The sequence below is a fragment of the Neorickettsia helminthoeca str. Oregon genome (genome assembly GCF_000632985.1).
In the GTDB taxonomy this organism is placed as follows: Bacteria; Pseudomonadota; Alphaproteobacteria; order Rickettsiales; family Anaplasmataceae; genus Neorickettsia; species Neorickettsia helminthoeca.
Map to the genome: position 1 here is coordinate 489,828 of NZ_CP007481.1, position 20,583 is coordinate 510,410.

At 41.0% G+C, this 20,583-nt stretch carries 19 protein-coding genes and 1 tRNA gene; 7 read left to right on the top strand and 13 right to left on the bottom strand.

Annotation, left to right across the window (positions count from 1 at the left end; all coding sequences use genetic code 11):
• Positions 1–142 precede the first annotated feature (142 nt).
• Positions 143–1,456 (top strand): hypothetical protein, encoded by a 1,314-nt coding sequence (locus tag NHE_RS02365; protein ID WP_038559593.1) that lies wholly within the window; start codon positions 143–145, stop codon positions 1,454–1,456.
• A 166-nt stretch (positions 1,457–1,622) separates the two neighbouring features.
• Here NHE_RS02365 and NHE_RS02370 read toward each other — a convergent pair whose 3' ends face one another.
• The 5 genes from NHE_RS02370 to ndk all read right to left on the bottom strand — a co-directional run bounded on the left by NHE_RS02370 (position 1,623) and on the right by ndk (position 5,791).
• Positions 1,623–2,546, bottom strand: a complete 924-nt coding sequence (locus NHE_RS02370) for an RluA family pseudouridine synthase (RefSeq protein WP_038559595.1) — start codon at positions 2,544–2,546, stop codon at positions 1,623–1,625.
• Positions 2,547–2,649: 103 nt separating this feature from the next.
• Positions 2,650–3,585: a thioredoxin-disulfide reductase gene (gene trxB / locus NHE_RS02375; protein WP_038559598.1), complete on the bottom strand. Its 936-nt coding sequence runs from the start codon at positions 3,583–3,585 to the stop codon at positions 2,650–2,652.
• A gap of 20 nt (positions 3,586–3,605) precedes the next feature.
• Complete coding sequence (locus NHE_RS02380) at positions 3,606–4,208, bottom strand: peroxiredoxin (protein WP_038559602.1); 603 nt, start codon at positions 4,206–4,208, stop codon at positions 3,606–3,608.
• Between the two features lie 27 nt (positions 4,209–4,235).
• Positions 4,236–5,369 (bottom strand): FtsW/RodA/SpoVE family cell cycle protein, encoded by a 1,134-nt coding sequence (locus NHE_RS02385; RefSeq protein WP_051579591.1) that lies wholly within the window; start codon positions 5,367–5,369, stop codon positions 4,236–4,238.
• Positions 5,366–5,791 carry a nucleoside-diphosphate kinase gene (ndk, locus tag NHE_RS02390; RefSeq protein WP_038559606.1) on the bottom strand — a complete coding sequence of 142 codons (426 nt, stop codon included), beginning with the start codon at positions 5,789–5,791 and terminating at the stop codon, positions 5,366–5,368. Before ndk ends, NHE_RS02385 begins: the two co-directional genes overlap by 4 nt.
• 341 nt (positions 5,792–6,132) lie before the next feature.
• Between ndk and murJ the strand changes: the two genes are divergently transcribed.
• The 3 genes from murJ (at position 6,133) to NHE_RS02405 (ending at position 9,680) form a co-directional block, all read left to right on the top strand.
• Positions 6,133–7,653, top strand: a complete 1,521-nt coding sequence (gene murJ / locus NHE_RS02395; RefSeq protein ID WP_038559609.1) for a murein biosynthesis integral membrane protein MurJ — start codon at positions 6,133–6,135, stop codon at positions 7,651–7,653.
• A 102-nt stretch (positions 7,654–7,755) separates the two neighbouring features.
• A complete protein-coding gene (locus tag NHE_RS02400) occupies positions 7,756–9,180 on the top strand; it encodes a proton-conducting transporter transmembrane domain-containing protein (protein WP_038559612.1) in 1,425 nt (474 codons plus the stop codon).
• A gap of 104 nt (positions 9,181–9,284) precedes the next feature.
• Positions 9,285–9,680, top strand: coding sequence for a hypothetical protein (locus tag NHE_RS02405; protein WP_051579593.1), 396 nt, complete (start codon positions 9,285–9,287; stop codon positions 9,678–9,680).
• A 6-nt stretch (positions 9,681–9,686) separates the two neighbouring features.
• On the opposite strand, the gene NHE_RS02410 is transcribed toward NHE_RS02405, so the two are convergent.
• From NHE_RS02410 to NHE_RS02435, 6 genes are all read right to left on the bottom strand, one after another.
• On the bottom strand, positions 9,687–10,250 hold the full coding sequence (locus NHE_RS02410; RefSeq protein ID WP_038559615.1) for a hypothetical protein: 564 nt from the start codon (positions 10,248–10,250) through the stop codon (positions 9,687–9,689).
• The gene (locus NHE_RS02415; protein WP_038559618.1) at positions 10,247–11,413 is read right to left on the bottom strand and encodes an NADH-quinone oxidoreductase subunit D; all 1,167 of its coding nucleotides are present in this window, start codon (positions 11,411–11,413) and stop codon (positions 10,247–10,249) included. Before NHE_RS02415 ends, NHE_RS02410 begins: the two co-directional genes overlap by 4 nt.
• A 92-nt stretch (positions 11,414–11,505) precedes the next feature.
• A tRNA-Asn gene (locus tag NHE_RS02420) sits at positions 11,506–11,578 on the bottom strand.
• A 185-nt stretch (positions 11,579–11,763) separates the two neighbouring features.
• Complete coding sequence (gene serS, locus NHE_RS02425; protein ID WP_038559622.1) at positions 11,764–13,020, bottom strand: serine--tRNA ligase; 1,257 nt, start codon at positions 13,018–13,020, stop codon at positions 11,764–11,766.
• 8 nt (positions 13,021–13,028) lie between these two features.
• Complete coding sequence (locus NHE_RS02430; RefSeq protein ID WP_051579595.1) at positions 13,029–13,958, bottom strand: tRNA (adenosine(37)-N6)-dimethylallyltransferase; 930 nt, start codon at positions 13,956–13,958, stop codon at positions 13,029–13,031.
• 8 nt (positions 13,959–13,966) lie between these two features.
• Entirely contained in the window at positions 13,967–14,281 is a 315-nt protein-coding gene (locus NHE_RS02435) for a hypothetical protein (RefSeq protein WP_232214958.1), read from the bottom strand.
• 446 nt (positions 14,282–14,727) lie between these two features.
• Between NHE_RS02435 and ccsA the strand changes: the two genes are divergently transcribed.
• A complete protein-coding gene (gene ccsA, locus NHE_RS02440) occupies positions 14,728–16,545 on the top strand; it encodes a cytochrome c biogenesis protein CcsA (RefSeq protein ID WP_038559626.1) in 1,818 nt (605 codons plus the stop codon).
• Here the strand turns inward: ccsA and NHE_RS02445 are convergent.
• Both NHE_RS02445 and NHE_RS02450 read right to left on the bottom strand, forming a co-directional pair.
• Positions 16,542–17,546: a hypothetical protein gene (locus tag NHE_RS02445; protein ID WP_038559629.1), complete on the bottom strand. Its 1,005-nt coding sequence runs from the start codon at positions 17,544–17,546 to the stop codon at positions 16,542–16,544. The genes ccsA and NHE_RS02445 overlap by 4 nt on opposite strands.
• Before the next feature lie 64 nt (positions 17,547–17,610).
• Positions 17,611–18,759 carry a D-alanyl-D-alanine carboxypeptidase family protein gene (locus NHE_RS02450; RefSeq protein ID WP_198014736.1) on the bottom strand — a complete coding sequence of 383 codons (1,149 nt, stop codon included), beginning with the start codon at positions 18,757–18,759 and terminating at the stop codon, positions 17,611–17,613.
• A 74-nt stretch (positions 18,760–18,833) separates the two neighbouring features.
• On the opposite strand from NHE_RS02450, the gene ruvA reads away from it, so the two are divergent.
• A complete protein-coding gene (ruvA, locus tag NHE_RS02455) occupies positions 18,834–19,412 on the top strand; it encodes a Holliday junction branch migration protein RuvA (protein ID WP_038559632.1) in 579 nt (192 codons plus the stop codon).
• A gap of 105 nt (positions 19,413–19,517) precedes the next feature.
• Positions 19,518–20,504: a Holliday junction branch migration DNA helicase RuvB gene (ruvB, locus tag NHE_RS02460; RefSeq protein WP_408633468.1), complete on the top strand. Its 987-nt coding sequence runs from the start codon at positions 19,518–19,520 to the stop codon at positions 20,502–20,504.
• Positions 20,505–20,583 lie beyond the last annotated feature (79 nt).

Consider the following 20,583-nt stretch of genomic DNA (forward strand, 5'->3'; position numbering starts at 1 on the left):
GAAATTGAATTATTTCTGCTATGACAGAGTAAGTGTTTCGTAACACTTAGATAGGGTCACACTTTAGAACACGAAAAAGCACGGATTTGCCGTTTTTTGTGTACAGCTTTTTTCTTTATATGCCGGAGTGGAAATATTTCCTATGCCAGTTCTAGATCAAATTGTACCCGACGACACACCTAATGCAGCAATTGTCCCCTCGAGTCTCCGAGAGGTTGGATGGGAGCATCTTAAAAATTACAATGTTACGTTTTTGCGTTGTAGCCCCTTAACCAAGTTTACACACAACATTACTGACAAAATTGTGAATGCCGTCACTAATGTCACGAGAAATGCCGCTGAGATTCTGTCCAATACAGAAGGAACAAGCGCCACTCTATTTAAGACTACTTCGACTCAAGCAGATTCGAGTACTCGGCTTACTACAGTTTACTCCCAGGAGCTCCAGGAGGGTATAGAGAGGTACTTTAAAAATTATGGCCACACCCCCGCTTTGCGTTGTGTGGTAGCGTCGTATCCCACTGCAAATCGTTATTTCAACGCGGATGGTACAAACCATGCAACTCAAGCGGCTTTAAACAAGGTTAGGCGCGGTATTGCTGGCAAAGTTGTAAATACCGTTGCTAGCGCCACAAGGAGTGCTGCTGAGGCTTTCTTCGCTACAAAAGGAACAAATACCACTCCATTTGAGGCTACTTCGACTCAAGCGGCTTTAAACAAGGTTACGCACAGCATTACCGAGGAAATTATGAATACTACTAACAAGGAAATTATGAACACTACTAACAAGGAAATTATGAATACCGTTGCTAACGCCACAAAAGGTGTTACTGAATTTATCTCCGATACATTTCTCTCCCCTGCAGGAATAAGTACTGCTACCACTCCTTCCGCTAATAGCACTATCGTTGCTACCCGGGCACCCGCTAATAGTCCAGTAACTAATGAAGCCCAGGGCGTTTTCGGTAGCGGTTTCAACAACTACAACATAGGGGTGATTGCTGCTTGTTCAATAGTAGCTCTCCTACTACTCGGTATTACTTGCCGCTGCTGTATGCTTTGTCTCAATAGAAGAAGGAGGACTAGGAAAACCATGAATGTAGATATAGAACGAGGTCCCGGAGAAGATGCTCCACAAGCAGATCGAATTGTTCTTTCGATTCGTGGTGCTAGTAGCACGCCTTCATATAGCTCAGATGCAAGAGAACGCCTTTTAGAGGGACCCGAATCCTCCGCAGAGCAGTCGCAATATGAACGTGCTATTCTCGGGACTTTACCTAGGCCTTCGCTGTCAAAAAGGGCATCAATGCGCCTATCAAGGCGAGAACGATCCACTCCAGGGGATTCAAGTGTGTCTTTCCAATTATCGCCGAATACTAACACAGGGGGAGTCATCGTACATGGCAAAACTGAAAATCAAAGAGATCTTTGCGTCTCTGGAGGGTTCAATATTTAAAGTCAATCTGCTTAAAGTGGACGCGAAGGTAGAGGGAAAATCTATTTCTAATCTATTTCTAAGGTTATTGATCTCGTAGGATAGGCATGCTTTTGGCAGATCCCTGGAAGTCCGGGGGGTTCCAGATTGATCATGGAAAGTGCTCCTATTGCTCTCCTTTATGGGTTCAGGCGCTTTCCCTTTTTGGTGTGTTGTCCAAAAAATGCCCCGGAAGCCTCGCTTTGATGGTGATGGATTTTCCAAAAAGCTCGAATTCTGACTCAATAGCATGCAGGTTCATTTTTTTGTTGGGCGTTCCATTTATGAAGGCGTGTTTTCTCCCATATTTACCATCGTTTAGTATTGGGTATCCTATGTTTGCCATCTGCGCCCTGATTTGGTGTTTCCTTCCTGTCACTGGATAAAGCTCCACTAAAGAAAGATCGTCAAAACACGAGACCGCGCGAAACCTGGTTATAGCCCTTTCACCATCTCCAATATTGTTGCATCGCATTATCTCTTCTCCCTTATAAAGAGTCTTCTTTATGAAACAGTCGATCTCTCCCTCCTTCTCTTCTACTTTACCAACCACTATTCCAAGATATTTCTTACTGATCAATCTATTGGCGAATAACTGCCAAATTTCTCTGGTCGCTTCCAGAGTTTTAGCGAATAATAAAACACCAGTGGTATGTTTATCTAATCTATGAACAACCCGATATTCGGGATTGATGGCTTTCATGATGCAATCGATGCTATTGCTTACCTTATTCCCAGATTGCACTGAGATACCAAATGGCTTATTGATAGCCAAGATATTCTCGTCCTCATATATTATGGAAGAAATAATAAGCTCAATGAGTCTGCTATCCACTCCGTGCTTCTTTTCGTCTAAGACATCCAACGAGGATATTATGTTTAGGAATCCAGGGTTAAGGAAAATCGATTCACCTTTGGTGACGGGGGTTGCCGCATCAGCGCGCTTACCATTGAGTTTAATTAATTTTTTCCTAAGCGCCTTCTCGAGCGCAGATTGAGGGAATGAACCAAATCTCAGTCTTAAGTACTTATCTAACCTCTGACAATCATTTTCTACAAGAAAAATTCCCATCTAACTCACACATCCAACTACACAAAAACGATCGGAGCTGCTGAACAGTCCGCAGACTAAACACCCAATATATTTACCCAAGAAATATATCGGACACAGAAAGCTACAAAGAATCAAGAAATCTCGCAGCATCAAGAGCTGCCATACAACCACTACCAGCTGCAGTGACAGCTTGTCTATATACAGCATCCCGGACATCGCCGCACGCAAAAATGCCCGGAATATTAGTAGTGGTACGCCCTGGATCTGGAACAATAATATATCCACCAGGATCCAAATCCAGAACTCCTCGAAAAAGTTCAGTATTCGGGCTATGCCCAATAGCAACAAATACTCCAGAAACAGAAAGATCCCTGAGTGAATTATCAATAACCGAACGTAGTCTCACACCAGTCACTGATAATGGATTTTCAGTTCCAAGAACCTCCTTAAGTACGGAGTTCCAAATTGGCTCTATCTTTGGGTTATCAAACAGACGCTGCTGAAGAATTTTCTCTGCCCTGAGGACATCTCTGCGATGTAATAAATAGACTTTTTTAGCATGCTTGGTCAGGTAGAGCGCTTCTTCGACAGCAGTATTACCACCACCAATGACAATCACATCCTGGTTTTTAAAGAAAAACCCATCACACGTAGCACATCCAGAAACACCATAACCTCTATATTTCTTCTCGCTTTCGATATCAAGCCACCTTGCCTGAGCACCAGTAGCAACTATGATACTTTTCGCCTTATATTCGTTTCCCGACTCACCTCTAAGGGTGAAAGGTGGGACATAAGGGGATTCAATACTGGAAATATGATCATTAATAAAAGAGCAACCGACATTGATAGCTTGCTGTTGCATCTGCTCCATGAGCCAAGGTCCATGTACAGGAGATGCAAAACCGGGATAATTCTCGACCTCAGTGGTAATAGTGAGCTGTCCACCAGACTGATTTCCACTTACGAGTACCACATCCAGTGCCGCCCGAGCAGCATATATCGCCGCGGCACAGCCAGCTGGCCCAGAACCAATCACCAGAACATCAGACTCCATAAGTCCAGACTTCCTTGTTACTAGAGCTCATCCTTATTCGAAGCCAGATAATCAGAGACACCCTCATGTGTTGCTCTCATGGCCTCCTTACCTTTATTCCATCCGGCAGGACAGACTTCTCCATACTCAGCACTATGTCTTAGTGCATCTAAAATACGCAAAATCTCATCGACATTACGACCTATATTAAGGTCGTTTACAGCGGCAGATCTGACGTTGAAGTCAGGGTCAATAATGAATGTAGCCCTCAGAGCAACTGAATCATCAATCAGGACCTGGTAGTCACGAGAAATTGACTTCTTCAAATCTGAGACAAGAGGATACTCAATTTCCCCTATTCCGCCGTCTTTTACGGAGGAATTCCGCCAGGCAGCATGGGAGAAGTGGGAATCAACGCTGACACCGATAACAACGGCATCCCTCTCCGTGAAAGCAGAAATCCTATTATTAAAAGCAATAATCTCTGTTGGACACACGAAAGTAAAATCTAACGGGTAGAAGAATAAGACACCATACTTACCCAACAATTGCTCCTGAAGATTAAAATCATCACAAAATGAACCACCTTTCATTACGGCTTTTGCGGTAAAATCAATCGCTTTTTTCCCAACTAAAACAGACATATTCTTCTTTCCAGGAACCTTTTCCGCTTACGATTGTAGCCTATTTAACTGTGGACTTAAAGCTTTTAGTCTGCTCTGCAACAATATTTTTTGATCCACATCGATTCTCAAGAGGACACCCAGCGCAATCATTGAAATCAATGCTGCACTGCCACCGTAGGAAATCAAAGGCAAAGGCATTCCGACCACAGGTATTATGCCTGTTATCATGGAAGCATTGATGAGAAAATGTAGAAAAATCATCGTCGTTATTCCAGTAGATAGTAGTCTCGTGAAGACTGCCTCACTCCTGGATGCAATGATGAGACCCTTAACAAAAATTACTAGATAGGAGATAGTGAGAATCAAAATAGCAAAAAAGCCTAATTCCTCAGCAATCACTGAGAGAACAAAATCTGTATGTCTTTCTGGGAGGAACTTCAACTGAGTCTGAGGCCCGGAGACAATCCCGAGACCACAGAAACCACCGGACCCTATAGCTATTTCAGATTGGAAAATATTATATCCCGATGATCTTCTATCCTTGCTTGGATGAAAAAAGGTCATAATCCTCTCCTTCTGATAGTCCTTAACGCCGTACTTCCATAGGAATGGGGAAATAAGGAGTCCGAGCAGTACTAATCTCAGAAAAAAGGAGTAACGAACGGCTGCACTGTAATATATAGCGAATATGAGAATCAGCAAGAAAATGACCGTTCCCAAGCTAGGTTGCCTGATGATTAAATACAATACAGGCATCAAATGGAGAAAAGGTAGAAACAAAAAAGTACTTCTCCTTAAATCAGAAGGCCTAGCAATTGAGAAATATCGAGAAAGCATCAAGACTGTCGACAATTTGAGAAGCTCAGTGGGTTGAAAGGTCACGCCCATAATTTGTATCCACCTTGTTGCGCCCATACTGGTTTTTCCAATGGTAGCAGCTAGGACAAGTAGGGAAATCGCAAGAATATGAATCCCAAAAGCCTTATCATAAAAAAAGGAAGTGCCTAAAAAAAGAGCTCCAAGGAAAAAAGGCAATCCTACAGCTATGAGTACCACTAACTGGTGAAGAAAAAGTGGCCCTATCTCACCATTGGATGCAGAGTATTGAACGTAAAGACCTGCTGCAATCTGGAGGAAAAAACATAATAAAATTCTAGGATCCAGAAATCTTAATATCACCTCTCAAAGATCTCACACTTGCTAAAAAAGAATGCAATTTCAGTTTCAGCATTCTCTAAACTATCCGATCCGTGCACACAATTCGCATCTATACTTTCAGCGAAATCACCCCGGATAGTCCCTCTATCAGCTTTTCTAGGATCTGTGTCGCCCATGAGCTGTCTATATCTACTGACTGCATCATCACCGCACAGGACCTGCACAACTACCGGACCAGAAGTCATAAACTCAACTAAATCCCCGAAGAAAGGTCTATCCTTATGGATTGCATAGAAATTCTCAGCTTGATCAATTGTGAGAGTCATCTGCTTAATCGCAATGATCCTAAGACCTGCAGATTCGATATATGAGTTAATCTTACCTATGATATTCTTGGATACCGCATCAGGCTTGAGAATAGATAAAGTCCTTTGCATATACATTAAAATAAATTTTAGCAGCCGCCTTGCAGCAGATAAGATACCTTTGAATGGGAAAATGCTCTAAAGGGGCCAAACTATCTTCTAATAGAATAGAAGCGAATTCAATACACTTAGCGATCCGTTGAATTTAAGAGCACCAAGGAAGCAATCAAAAGTTTATAATCCACTGCGAGAATAATTAGATTTGCTTTCCTGAATGTGAAGAACTTGGCGAAACAAATCCATATGTCCACTATCTAGATAGGTAAATATGATGTACTAAGTATTCTAGCAATGAATCCTAGTAGAACGTAGACAGCCTGAAAAGCATCAGACGTTTTCAGGGCTGATTCAAAACGATCATGAGAAAGCATTTATCCATTTTCAGCGGCATCACGCTTTTATCGAGGTTTTTCGGATTACTTAGGGATATGCTTATAGCGAATGCTTTTGGGACCTCGATATCATCCGATATCTTTTTTGCAGCCTTTAGAATTCCCAACTTACTCAGATCAATATTTGCAGAAGGCGCCTTCAGTGGGGTTTTTCTTCCGATTTTTTCCAGGCTTTACGATCGAAACCGAGTAGCTGCATTGGAATTCTCATATAAAATTCAACTCATGCTGATGGGAGTACTATTCATCACTTTCATCACCGCTGAAATCTTCATGGAAAAAATTCTACTTTTCTTTGCGCCCGGTATTATGGGTGCGACAAGTAGGGATACGTTTCTCACAATCGCCAGGATTATTTTTCCATATATTATTTTCATAGCACTTACATCTCTCTACTGCGCGATGTTGCAGTCACGGAAAAAATTCGCCCCGACCGCCTTTTGCCCAATCATCATGAATATCTGTCTTATAGCAACTGTTCTCCTGACCACTGGGACTGGCACTGTACTATTGTTCCATATGAGCTATGCCATCGTCCTGTCTGGAATAATACAGATGCTATTTCTGCTACTCCTCCTGGAGAGGAATGGGATGCTTCCATTACCCTCTCCATTGAAGTTCGATACGAATAGCACGATATTTTTCAGGAAATTCTTGCCAGCTGCGTTGAGTGCGGAAATGTATCAAATTAATATTTTTGTTGATACATTTTTTGCTAGTACAATTCCGTGCGCAATTTCTTTCTTATACTACTCTGATAGGATAATTCAATTACCACTTGCACTAATAGGAATAGCATTGAATACAGTGATCTTATCGCTAGCTTCGGACGCGGTAGCTAGAACTGACACTGACCGTTTAATAAAGATCCAGAACAGGGCATTGGGGATCGCAATTATACTGGGAATCCCAGCAACAGTCGGAGTGATCTTTACTGCGCAGCATATTATAGAATCACTGTTCTTGCTCGGAGGAAAATTCGATTCAGACTCCGTTATCAACACTACAAAGGCACTCAAAGTATTTGCTTTCGCGCTCCCAGCACATATACTGAACAAAATTTTCCTAGCGGTATTCTTCGCAATTGGGAATACTAGGATTCCAACTATTTTTTCTCTCATTTCGGTTCTATTGAACATAGTAATGAACTATATATTCGTACAGTATTACTCATATGTTGGGATTATTATTTCATCGTGCATAGCAGCATGGTTCAATGCAATTCTGATGATTGTGTATCTAAAAAAAGAGCAAATATTTAAGCTAAGTAAGAAGATCCCAACGCTACTTAGAGATGTTTTTTTCTCGACATCTTTGATGATTTTCTTTCTGCAACTCTGTAACGCCTTTACCGAAAGCCATCAGGGTATACTAGAAGTCTACGTATTGAGAATAGCTTCACTAATGGTAATTTGTGCCACAAGCGTAGGGATATATTTTCTTACTCTTACCGGGCTCAATAAGCTTTGCAAGAACAAAGAGTATTAGATTATGCGGTTATTGTACTGTCCACAAACGTGGTAATCACATCTAGACGGTATACCTGAGTAGATGCCTATGTTTAAATGATTGGGTATTCTGGAACATGAAATGAGCATTTTAATTTTGATTGCCATATTTGGGCACTTGTTTCCGTGTATAGCTTATCTGATAGCTGGAAAACGTGCTCCATTCTTTTACTACCTTATCAGTACTACAGCTTCGATTGTGAGTTTTCTTGCGACCCTACTGATCGCAACAAGGAATCATGATTTTTTCCCCTTTAAGTTGTTCAGTATCACTGAGCAAATTGGGATAGCATTTCATATCGATCAAGCCGTAATAGTATTTGCATTATTATGCTCATTTTTGAGTATTCCAGCATCAATCTACGCGATCAGCTATATGCACTTGAACGAAGCAAATAAAAAAGCCTCCTTCTTTAGCAAGATACATTTATCTCTGGCATTTACAATGATGCTAGCTTTTTCAGGGAACTTAATCACACTTTTTATTTTTTATGAGCTCTTAACTTTAGCGACCTATGCCCTGGTCAAGCACGAAGATACAGAAAAGTCAAATAAATGCGCAAAAACCTACTTAAGCTATCTGATACTGCCATCAGTGGCGCTATTTCTCCCAGCAATCCTGATAACGTACACTCTAACAGGCACATTCACTTTCAATGAAACACTGCATGTGGTCAGTAGTGGTACTCCCAGAGTGATGTTGTTACTGATGTTCATATATGGAATCTCGAAAGCAGCTATCTTTCCGATGCATGGATGGCTTCCAAAGGCGATGGTAGCACCTACCCCAGTGAGTGCATTACTACATGCCGTAGCGGTGGTAAAAGCTGGGGTCTTTTGTATTACGAAGGTGGTAATCTATGTTTTCACAATGTCCGATCAGGCAAATACACAACTCGGAAGCATATTATCCTATATATGTGGCTTTACAATCATCTTTGCGTCCATAATGGCCTTGAGAAAAGAATCGTTAAAAGAAATTTTAGCGTACTCAACAATCAGTCAGCTTTCATACATCACCATCACTTTGGGTATTTTTACAGCTAATTCCGTGCAACATGCACTTTCCTATATGCTGATGCACGCTTTTGCGAAGATAACGCTATTCTTTACCGTCGGAGCGATTTTTTCCGCAACAGGGAAAATGAATAAATCACAAATAGATGGTATAGGACGACATATGCCCATAACGATGATTTCCTTCACTATAGGAGCACTTGCTATGATAGGACTTCCGCCGACTGCGACACTGTTGTGCAAAGCTCACATATTCTCTGAAGCACTATCAGTAAAGAACTATTTCATTATATTCACTCTGATAGTAAGCACTGGACTTAATTGTGGATATTTCCTCCCTATCGTGTTTAGAGCTTTCTTTGTTGATTCCGGACCTATAGTCAGAAAGAGAGTATTACCATACTCACTCATTTTTCCTTATCTTTTAACCACGACAGTTTGTATAGGATTATTTGTGTATCAGCTCTACAAGAATGGGATCCTAGTATAGGAGAGTATAATCTAATTTATAAAAGGAACTATGCATTTTATTACCACCTATAAACATTTATCCAACCAGGTTGATATAGAACTTTCTGCTCTTTAAGTGACACAATGCTTTTTTATCGAATACTATTATTTTCATACTTAATTGAATCACTTCTCGCTTTAATACCAAAATTGATACTTGCTGCAGCATATTTATTCATATCCAGTATAGTGCTCATCAGTCTATTGAATACAAGTATCACAGTAACAAAATATGCAATACTGAGCCCAGGAGCAAGTCTATATTATCTAATGGGATATCTAAAATGGCTGTGGCTCAATAAAAGAAGTATCAGTTTAGAACATTTTATCTATACCTTCATTGCTTTTATATCTCCGTACGTAGCGTGGAGATACCTCAAAAAAGGAATCAGGAAGGCTGCACAATGCGCATTGCGCCTGTACAGAAGAAGAGTACTAACAAAGCTTCGTAGGAGAAAGAAATCCATAGAAAACAACTGACAGCTATTATTCCGAAATGGCTTTCAACAACTTGGAGGCAAGATCTCTAACATACGGGTTTGCATCGATAGCCGCAACAACATTACTCAGAGAAGCACGCACCTCATCAACCTCATGACCTGAAGAAAAGCGCATGAAAGCATCTAGAAATCGGGCTGTAAAAGCATAAACAGATTGGGGATCTACATTACCGTCGGTGATTTGTACATTCAACTGAGCAAGTTCACGTACATACACTGAAGGTGATTCCAAGGAAACGCGCTCATAAATCTCACTTCTTTGAACTTCGTCATCTGCTGAAACTAATAACCATGAAAGCTGCATCGCTGCAATACTCGAATAGGGTTCAATTTTTCTACCCACTATCCGATGCAGAGCCTCTTTAGACTTTGATGTATCAGAAATATTAAGAGCATCATACAATGCAACGCTCTCCATTAGATAATGGGTCTTGTCCACATATCGGTAAATGGCAAGACCAGCTAATCCTGAGACAAGTAAAACCAAAAACCCGAACGTAATATAGAACCTCCTACTTCTCTCAAGCACGAGAGCATACCAATCGATCATCTATCCACCTCACCAAAAACGATATCCAAAGACCCGATAATCGCTGGAATATCAGCAAGCATATGACCTCTAGAGAGAAAATCAAGAGCCTGTAAATGCACAAATCCTGGAGCTCTTATTCTGCAACGATATGGCTTATTGGTACCATCAGAGACAATATAAACACCGAATTCACCCTTGGGTGACTCAACTGGAAGATATAGTTCACCTTCTGGGACATGATAACCCTCAGAGTACAACTTGAAATGATGGATAAGCGCCTCCATCGAAGTTTTCATTTTATCTCTACTAGGTGGGACAATTTTAGGGTCATCAACAACTACTGGACCTTCCGGTAGCGCCTCTAAGCATTGTTTGGCTATTTTAACGGACTCATACATCTCCGCCATTCTTACAAGATACCTATCGTAACAGTCACCGTTTTTGCCAACGGGGATCTTAAACTCAAGGGAATCATACACCTCATAAGGCTGACTTCTGCGCAAATCCCAAGGTATCCCGGAGGCACGTATAAGCGGCCCAGAGAACCCCAGCATGACCGCCTCCTCTTTGGTGACTCTACCTATATCCACTAGACGCTGCTTAAAAATGGGATTGTTCGTCAGGACATCTGCAACATCATCGAGCTTTTGGGGGAAATTCTCCAAAAAGGACATTATCTCCTCATCGAGCCCTTCAGGGATATCCGCTGAAAGACCTCCTGGCCTGATATAGGCAGCATGAAATCTAGCGCCGGAAGCTTTCTCATAAAAGGAAAGCATTTTTTCACGTTCTTCGAACATCCAGAACAGCGGATTCATAGCTCCGACATCCAGCGCATGCGTGGTGACATTAAGCAAGTGATTCAGAAGACGTGTAAGCTCGAGAAAGATGACTCTTATGTACTGCGCCCTTATCGGAGCCGTTATACCAAGCAACTTCTCTACGCACAGAGAATAAGCATGCTCCTGCGCCATCGGAGAAACATAATCCAACCTATCGAAGTAAGGAAGAGCCTGCAGATACGTCTTATACTCTATTAATTTCTCTGTCCCCCTATGCAGGAAACCGATATGCGGATCAGCGCGCTCAACTGTTTCACCATCGAGCTCCAGTATTAATCGGAGGACTCCGTGAGTCGCAGGATGTTGAGGGCCAAAATTCAGCTCTTTTGTTTCAGTCATACGGAGAAAAGCCAAACACAGGAAGATAGCAACTCAGCATCGAAGACGACAACCAAGGAGCAGCACTCAAACCACACACAGAAGAAGGAGCGCTCCCCGGGCCGGGCTCGAACCAGCGACCCTGTGGTTAACAGCCACATGCTCTACCAACTGAGCTACCGAGGAAACTGACATGATTCTACTATAAAAGCACCGTTGATACAACAGGACATCAACACGGAATAGACAACTGATGCAGCTCACAGATCAAATAATCAAACTGCACACTTTTTGTCTGATATTGATATGGCATTACCCTGAATCATATTCCTAAAGAAACCCACTGTTTATTGGGAACTTCGACTATCGCGTCACTCGGAGGCAACTATAACCTCAGAACCAAACATCGATTGCAGTACCTCCGGTACCTCCACCGAACCATCTCGCCTCTGATAATTCTCTAATATTGCGACAAGCGTCCTTCCTAGAGCAAGGGAACTACCATTAAGAGTATGCAGAAACCCCTTCCTTTTACCAAACTTATACTTTATCGATAGACGCCTTGCTTGGAAATCGCCACAGTTTGAACAACTAGAAATCTCCCTATAGCAGCCCTGAGACGGTATCCAAACTTCGATGTCGTACGTCTTTCTTGCGCAGAAACCTATATCTCCAGCACACAATAGAACAACACGATATGGTATACCCAATTTCTGTAACAGATCCTCCACTATTTGGACCATTCGCTCTAGTTCCTCTCCGGATTCTTCTGGGGTAGTGACCCCTACAAGCTCTACTTTCCCAAATTGATGCTGCCTTATCATACCTTTAGTATCCTTGCCACTGCTACCAGCCTCCGAACGGAAACATTCACTGTAGGCAGTCATCCTAATGGGAAGCTCCTCGGCCTGGAAAAAGTTATCAGAAACAAAATTAAGGAGAGTCACTTCACTTGTGGGAATCAAGCGCATTCCGCCATCCACAGCGAAAGACTCAGAAGAAAATTTAGGTAGCTGACCTGCTCTATACATCGCCTCTTCCTTAACCAGATAAGGAGGAAAGTACTCCTTGTAACCATAAGCCCGATTGTGCTCCAACATGAAATCCTTGAGTACTCTAACTAATTTGGATCCCTCTCCTATCAAGCTGGAAAATCTCGCTCCGGAAATCTTCGAAGTATTAATAAAATCCAATATGCCGAGCGATACCCCAAGTTCGTCATGCGATTTTGGGATAAAAGAGAAATTCTTCGCTACACCGCTCGATCTAACTTGAAGGTTGAAACTCTCATCTTTTCCAGGAGGCACATCCTCAGATAAAATATTAGGAAGATTCAGTAGGATCGTATCGAGTCTCTCAGAAACTATCTGGATCGCTTCCTTAATCTTTGCAATTTCTGAGTCAATGAATTTAGATTTCTCAATAATCTTGGATCTGACTACATCCGGATCTGAGAAGGATTTTGCGAGATCATTCTTCGCCGCTTGTAGTGTGTTCAGAGTAGTGATTTGTTCCCGCTTTTGTTTGTACAAATCGATAACAGAGGTAGGATCAAACCTCAAGCCCCGTTTCTCCATCATTTCAGCGAATCGCTTCGTATTAGATGCTATATATTCTAGATCGTTCATTTCGTGTTTTACGCACAGTACTTTCTAAGAATATAGTCCCTAACACCTTCAGAGTCACCAAAAACCTTCATACCACTGAACTTATTCCGAAACCATGTGAGTTGCCTTTTCGCATAGTGACGTATACTCTGTTGACTCTTACTCACCATCTGCTCGAAGGAAATCTCGGATCGCAAATAGGATGCTATCTCCCTGAATCCACAGATCGTTGTAACCGCAGGATTTTTATATATCTCTTCGTCCTGTATAAGTGCCTTCACTTCATCCATGGCACCGGAATCTAGAGCCTCAACAAAACGCTCATTGATTCTAGAATAAAGTACTTCCCTGCTTTCTGGAATGACAGAAACAACTTCTATGGAACTATACGGCACCCTGAAAATTGTGGACCCGTCATACAACTGCTGAATCGTTTTTCCTGTATGAACTAGATATGCAACATCGCGGACCAACTTGTACTTGTCACTGGGGAAGAGTGAAATATCTAGATTAAAGCCTGCTACAAAGGAGCTGAGGAAAGAGGAAGAACCAAGACGATCATACTCTAGCGATAAATCACGCAGCAAGCTGGGTGGAAGAGATGGAAGAAGATTAACTCCATGTATCAGGGAGTATATGTACATCGGAGTACCACCAACAACCAAGGGTATCTTACCCTCCATCCAGACTGTCTCTAAAGAATCAGCGCAATCCCGCATCCACTCAAAAACAGATGCCCTACAAGAGGAGAAAACTGAGAGATATCCATACAACAAACCTGAATCCGCTGGTGCTTGACTTGTCAATACAGGAACTTCTTTATAGACCTGCTTTGAGTCTGCGTTTATGACGGTGAAGATCTCATTGGATTGATGTAAACTACACGCAATAGCAGTCTTCCCGGCAGAAGTCGGACCTGTGAGTACAAGAACCCTGCGCGAATTGACAAACCCACACACAAACGAAACTATTGAACAAGCTCTTCTTCTTTCTCATGAGAGGCTTCACACTCCAACTCAGATGAAGATGAGGTATCCTTAGACTTCTTTGATCCCCTCATGACGCCGGTTGGAATTTTTTCAAATGCCTGCGTCCTACGATTCCAAAAGTACTTTCTCATTATAAGCTTGGACTCAAACAAGATGATCTGATCATTGCTATCGATGAGCATATCTTGATCTCCAAGGACAACCGCATTGTAATACATCTCTTGCAATTTATTTCGAAAAGCTTGTCTTATTGAGTAATCTTCATCAAATCTCAGTTCTTCATTCATACTCATCAATCCTTGGTTAAATCTTTAAAATGTTAAAAAAGCTATTTATTGCAATAATAGTATATTATATCACGAATGTAAACATCTACTTAATCGGTCAGGACTTTATATTAACAACAAAACAATTCATTCAACCTATAAAAGCAGAGGAGAGTTTCTCACAATAACAAAAACAGATTTTGATCAATGATAGAAATAAGGATAAACATAGTAGAGCAGTATTCATATAAAGACTAGGTGATACTTTAACTACCATAAAATTAAATTTCAATAAACCAGTCATTCTATTTATATGCAAAAGAATATCTAAAGGCACTAGATGTGGTGCATATCAACGAATCCAAAATTCAATATGTGTCCCTCTGCGCTGTATTTTTAAGTCGTCCGTGCATTCTAGACAACTCGAGTCTATCATTATAATGACTTAAGTAATAGCGCTACTGCTGCGTAGTATGATTTCGATTCCTCATCATTACATCGGGACAACTCTGTTGTACCTTAGTCTACTCTCGAGCCTCTTTAGGAGAGTAAATATTTCTCTATTCCTCAATTCCATTATTTTCCTTACTCTTTTTCACGCATATATATCGGATAATTTTCTTTTGCAGAATGTATATTTGAGCTCCCATGCAAATTTGCCGTTCTACTACAAGATCATAGCAAGCTGGACGACGCATGAAGGTTCGATGATTCTGTGGATATGGTCACTCTCTTTGTATTTGTTCCTGTTTTCGAAATTTTATAGAACGTCACAAATTAGACAGCTTGTCATTACAACGCAGTCTTACGTTTTATCAATATTTCTAGTTTTTATAATTTACTCAGGCAATCCATTTAAGAAAGTCATTCTTTCATCTACTAATGGACTAGGTCTCAATCCTATATTACAAGATCTAGCCCTCATGATTCACCCACCGATCCTCTATTTAGGATATGTTGGCACTTCTATTTGTTTTTCCATTGCGATTGCAATCCTACTCAGCAGCCGATCACGTGAGGAAGAATTTAAAATCCTGAATCATTTTCTATTAGTCGCATTTACATTTCTCACGCTTGGTATAGGTCTTGGAGGGTGGTGGTCATACAGGGAGCTCGGATGGGGAGGTTTCTGGAGTTGGGATCCAGTAGAAAATGTTTCCTTGATGCCATGGCTACTCCTATTGGGAGCTTTACACTCGTCTTTTCTATCTGCGAAAAGAGGTCTGTTTAAAGGATTATCTATCATACTTTCAATTCTCGGATTCATTGCAAGCATCTGTGGAACTTTCATCACTAGGACGGGTATGACAGAGTCGCTACACACCTTCAACACAAACGCGGAAAGCGGGGTATACCTCCTGATCATTACTCTGGTACTATTTGTTACTTCCATGTGGATTCTCATTACGAGACATAGGAGCCTGTACGCCGCTGAACCTAAAGATATCCGATTTTCCGGGAACATGGTGGCACACTTCATATTGATACAGAATATTCTGTGCATTTTACTGTTCGTAGTAATCTTTACTGCTACTATCCTACCTGCTGCATCAAAACTACTTGGATATGATGCAATGTATATTGATCAGTCTTTTTATAATTCTATTTTTGGGCAAATTGGAGCAATTTTGGGGATCTGTTTATCTCTTTTCATCGGATTAAAGAGTTACAAGAAGCTATATCTCGAATTCATCATTCTTATATTGCTGGCATCATTACTTTCGTTAGGGAATTTTAACAACACCCTGACTGCTTTCCTCTCATTTTCTGGAATGCTTACCATTCTAAGTGTCTCCGTGTCCTATATAAGAAACCTGAAAAAAGAAGTACGGATCACTGCTATAGCAACAAATAAAATGAACAGTTCTTTCCTGACACACTTAGGCTTTGGTTTACTTCTTTATTCGATTGCAGGATTCGCATCTCACTCAGCAGAAGTAAAGAAGTACTTCAAACCAGGCGATCAAATCACAATAAAAACCTACAACATAGGCTTAAAAGAATACAGTAAAATAGACAACCTCCTCTTTACAGGTATCAGAGGGGTTTTCACAGTGAACCAGACAGGCAGACTGGAGCCAGAATTCAGGTTTTATAAACAGGAGAAAACCCTAAACACAGAATCAGCGACAATCCACTACCTCCTTGACGACGTACAAGTAGTGATCAGTGGAGTAGATGAAAAGTTCGGGCTAGCAGTGGAGATCTACTATAAGGAGAAAATACAACTGATCTGGCTAAGCCTGATAATTATATTATTCGGGGTTCTGTACAAAATCTGCGATCCTTAATTGCCACCAAGATCGGCACAACCAAGACTTATAGCACTGAATTTTGTTGCTCCATCGCTAACATCCATACTATCAAGCTTACTATTCACTATCGCGTGTTCACCAATACTGGAAAACACTTTTATAACTCCAAGAACTATTAATGCAGATAGAGATATTGCCCTAATGATATATCCGACAGGTACAGTACCATTACCTGTGCGCCCAACCACGATAGCACCTGAATTTTCCATACTTTGCACTACCTTTCCGATGGTGCTGCAAATTACAAGCAAACAAGCAAGCAGCGGCAGAGCAAAGTAGGAAGAAAATCGTCCCTGCTTTTTAGATGGGTCACTCTCCTTTTCATCATGTTCCCTGCGACGTTGTTCATCCGCCACCATGATCTTCAGTACGGAAGCGACTATCACAAGCGTTAACGCACTAAAATCCACAGCACTTTGTAGATTCACAGGTATTCCAAGAGATTTATGGCAATTCCTTAAACCGTACGGAACAAAAATCTCGATAACTGCGATAAGTTCGCTAGCAAGGAAAATCAAGGACGCTGCAAACTCAAAATTAAACGCTGCCCTTTGCAGGAAACAAGGAGCTTTTAGACATTTTTCTACAAGCTTAAGGTTTTCTTGATACTCAGCATCTTCTATAGCTGAAACTTTATCTAACTTATGAATTTCATCTAGTTCAGATCGTAAATTAGCTTTTCCGCGCACAACATAACAACGAGACACAAGATGCATTGCCACACACGTAACTGCCAACACCAAAGATACTATCTCGATGAAAGTCCATACCTGCTCCTTGAGATCACGTCTAAAAAGTCCGGCCTGAGCAAGGCACGCAGCGACATAAATAAAGACAAAAGTTGCAATACCGGAAAAAACACTTAAGACCCCAAGGTAGACTTCTAACTTTTTTATACGCTCACACTTGGCAAGCAAACGATCTATAGGTTGCACTGATTTATCTGCTAAAAGTGGTATTTTTTCTTCATTTTTCATAAAGGCCTCCTATCTCCAGGACAAACAGAAACGGATAACGCGTCGAAATAATTGAAGAGATCTCTCAAAAAAGGAACCTGAATATTAGATATAAGGGGGAAAAGAGCTTTCCAGCGCCTTCATCGACTGCCAAGGGAAAAATCTTTTCTACAAAAGGAGTCGTAAGGATTAATTCTCCTACTATCTCACCTTTCCTTACAGGTGCAGGGACGCAATCACGATACTTCAACGTGACTGTGATACCCTCTTCAGACTTTCCATAAACCGCGTACACATCCTTCGGGACCGTAATTGGTAAAACCCTCTTACTAGAGTATAGCACATTTAGTATGGCAATGTGTTCACCTTTTGAAAATATTCTTTTACTTTTAAAATTCGCCAGTGAGTAACGAGCAAGCTTTTGAACCTCAGTGCTCCTATCTCGCTTACTCTTCAAACCATTCACTAGAATAAAGAACCTCCTTCCATCAGCCAGAAAAGAAACAACTACACCAAAACCACCAGCATCCGTGCTTCCAGTCTTGATTCCGTCGAATTTTAAATCTCTTTGATGATACAATGATAGCATCTCATTGGTATTGTTTTGTTTAATATTATTAAACATCAAACCTTTTTCTGAGAATAGATAATAATATTCCGGGAAATCTTCATATATTTTGACTGCTAACTTTACTACATCTCTCGCGCTCATATAATGATTCTGAGCTGTAAGGCCTGTAGTATTGACAAAACTGGAATTACTCAAACCCATGGATTTTGCTGTTTGATTCATTTCCTCAACGAATGCCTCTTCCGACCCCATTGAACCTTCTGCTACAACTACACTTGCATCGTTCCCTGAAAGAATTGCGATTCCCTTTAAAAGATCCTCGACTTTAACTTTTTGCCCCTCTTTTAAAAACATTGTAGATCCACGTTTTTCCCAGGCATTTTTACTAACTCTATATACATCATCCATTTTTACTATTCCGGCTTTCAGCTTGCTAAACATCAGATATAGAGTCATCAATTTGCTCATGGAAGATGGATGCATAATCTCATCTGCATTGTGCTCAAATAAGACTATGTTGTTAGTATAGTCCAGGATTAATGCCTGCTTTGCTGAGGTTGTAAAATCCGCTGCAGAACTTATACTTAGCACTAGCGTGAATAAACAGAGCATCAGAATCACATGCTGTCTTAAGACAGCCTTTAATTTCAGTATAGATTTCATTACAGTGGACTTCTTGGTGTCTGCTGGAATACTAGTTTCTTTTGTTCTTGCACTCAACATTTTGTCACTTTCATATGATAGGAAGGCTCACCGGTACAGTTAACGAAATAAATTCAGATTCCATCATTCTGGATGTTGGGGGTGTCGGATATAACGTCTTCACAACACGCAGAGCAATGGAGAACCTAAGAACTGGGCAGAAACTATCTATATATATAGAACATTATATTGCAGAGAACACCATCAAGCTATATGGTTTTCCTTGCAAAGAATCACAGGAAATTGCAAAGATCCTGGTAAAAGTGAAAGGTATAAACTACAAGATAGCCCTGACTTTACTGGATCACCTAGGAGTGAATGAACTGATTGCAAGCATCCGTGATAAAAATGAGGTCAAATTAAAAGTCAAAGGGATCGGGGATAAGTTGATCAAGCGCATCATCACGGAAACATACGAAGAGTTCCTAAAACTCGATTACTCTGAAGATCATGTGAATAATGTACACACCTCTTTAAGCAATGAAGCGGTCTCTGCATTAGTAAAACTTGGCTTTCAGCAAAAATCTTCACAGAAGGCTGTCTCAGAGATCATAGCAAATAATCCCGATATCGAAATAAATGATCTGATAAAACTTGCACTAAAGATGCTCTAGCTCGATCGCATGCTGTACTTGGGGGAACTCAAGATAAGATCTTGGTAAAAAGGGCTGTATTGCTACTATGAATCGTAGTAGAGTTACGTTAGTTGGTGGTGTGTTATCAAAACAGTGAGAAACGAAGTGCTTAATGAGAAAGATATACCCCATGATCCAAGTGTTAGACCACAATCCATGGAAAAGTTTGTTGGACAAAAACACGTGATAGAGAATTTACAAATTTTCATAGATTCCGCACAGAGGAGAAATGACGCATTAGATCATATTCTTTTTTATGGTCCTCCAGGTTTGGGTAAAACGACTCTGGCACACATAATCAGCAACGAACTACGAAGTAAAATCTATACAACTTCAGGACCCCTATTATCGAAAGCTGGTGATATAGCAGCAATACTCACGAACCTACAAAGAAACGATATCCTTTTCATTGATGAAATACATAGGTTACCTTCAACCGTGGAAGAGGTGTTATATCCGGCTATGGAAGATTATTGCCTTGATATTATTGTCGGAGACGGCCCAGCGGCTAAGAGCATCAGAATAAATCTAGCAAAATTCACTCTAGTGGCTGCGACTACGCGTATAGGGATGTTATCCAATCCACTGAGAGATAGATTCGGCATTACGATGAGATTGGAATTCTACACTATAGATGAATTAGTCGAATTACTACGTGAAGCCTCAGATAAATTATCGGTTCGCATCGAGGAAGATGGAATAGTAGAGCTCGCCAAACGCTCCAGAGGAACACCCAGAATCGCCTTAAGATTATTGAAAAGAATACGCGACTTCCTCGAGGTAAGTGAAAATGATCTTATTACCACTGGTTTCGCTGATTACGCACTGAATAAAATGGAAATAGATAAATTTGGCTTAGATAAGCTTGATTATACCTATATGAACTTCATCTCGAAGCATTACTCAGACTCTCCTGTGGGAATCAAAACTATTGCCTCAGCCATCTCAGAAAAGGAAGACTCAATAGAGGAAATGATAGAACCCTATCTAATCAAAATAGGTTTTTTACATCGCACACCTAGGGGGCGCAAATTAAGCAAGAAGGCGCTTGATTATCTTGCCTCCAAGTGAGTAGGGACTTAGGTACCATATTCTCGCGCATTTCTCGAGGCGAGCTCCACGGACTGATTAAGATTGAGACACTCACCAC

Coding starts and splice junctions, on each gene's coding strand:
- NHE_RS02365 (WP_038559593.1), top strand. CDS start 143: ATGCCAGTTCTAGATCAAATTGTACCCGACGACACACCTAATGCAGCA.
- NHE_RS02370 (WP_038559595.1), bottom strand. CDS start 2,546: ATGGGAATTTTTCTTGTAGAAAATGATTGTCAGAGGTTAGATAAGTAC.
- trxB (WP_038559598.1), bottom strand. CDS start 3,585: ATGGAGTCTGATGTTCTGGTGATTGGTTCTGGGCCAGCTGGCTGTGCC.
- NHE_RS02380 (WP_038559602.1), bottom strand. CDS start 4,208: ATGTCTGTTTTAGTTGGGAAAAAAGCGATTGATTTTACCGCAAAAGCC.
- ndk (WP_038559606.1), bottom strand. CDS start 5,791: ATGTATATGCAAAGGACTTTATCTATTCTCAAGCCTGATGCGGTATCC.
- murJ (WP_038559609.1), top strand. CDS start 6,133: ATGAGAAAGCATTTATCCATTTTCAGCGGCATCACGCTTTTATCGAGG.
- NHE_RS02400 (WP_038559612.1), top strand. CDS start 7,756: ATGAGCATTTTAATTTTGATTGCCATATTTGGGCACTTGTTTCCGTGT.
- NHE_RS02405 (WP_051579593.1), top strand. CDS start 9,285: ATGCTTTTTTATCGAATACTATTATTTTCATACTTAATTGAATCACTT.
- NHE_RS02410 (WP_038559615.1), bottom strand. CDS start 10,250: ATGATCGATTGGTATGCTCTCGTGCTTGAGAGAAGTAGGAGGTTCTAT.
- NHE_RS02415 (WP_038559618.1), bottom strand. CDS start 11,413: ATGACTGAAACAAAAGAGCTGAATTTTGGCCCTCAACATCCTGCGACT.
- serS (WP_038559622.1), bottom strand. CDS start 13,020: ATGAACGATCTAGAATATATAGCATCTAATACGAAGCGATTCGCTGAA.
- NHE_RS02435 (WP_232214958.1), bottom strand. CDS start 14,281: ATGAGTATGAATGAAGAACTGAGATTTGATGAAGATTACTCAATAAGA.
- ccsA (WP_038559626.1), top strand. CDS start 14,728: ATGATTTCGATTCCTCATCATTACATCGGGACAACTCTGTTGTACCTT.
- NHE_RS02445 (WP_038559629.1), bottom strand. CDS start 17,546: ATGAAAAATGAAGAAAAAATACCACTTTTAGCAGATAAATCAGTGCAA.
- NHE_RS02450 (WP_198014736.1), bottom strand. CDS start 18,759: ATGAAATCTATACTGAAATTAAAGGCTGTCTTAAGACAGCATGTGATT.
- ruvA (WP_038559632.1), top strand. CDS start 18,834: ATGATAGGAAGGCTCACCGGTACAGTTAACGAAATAAATTCAGATTCC.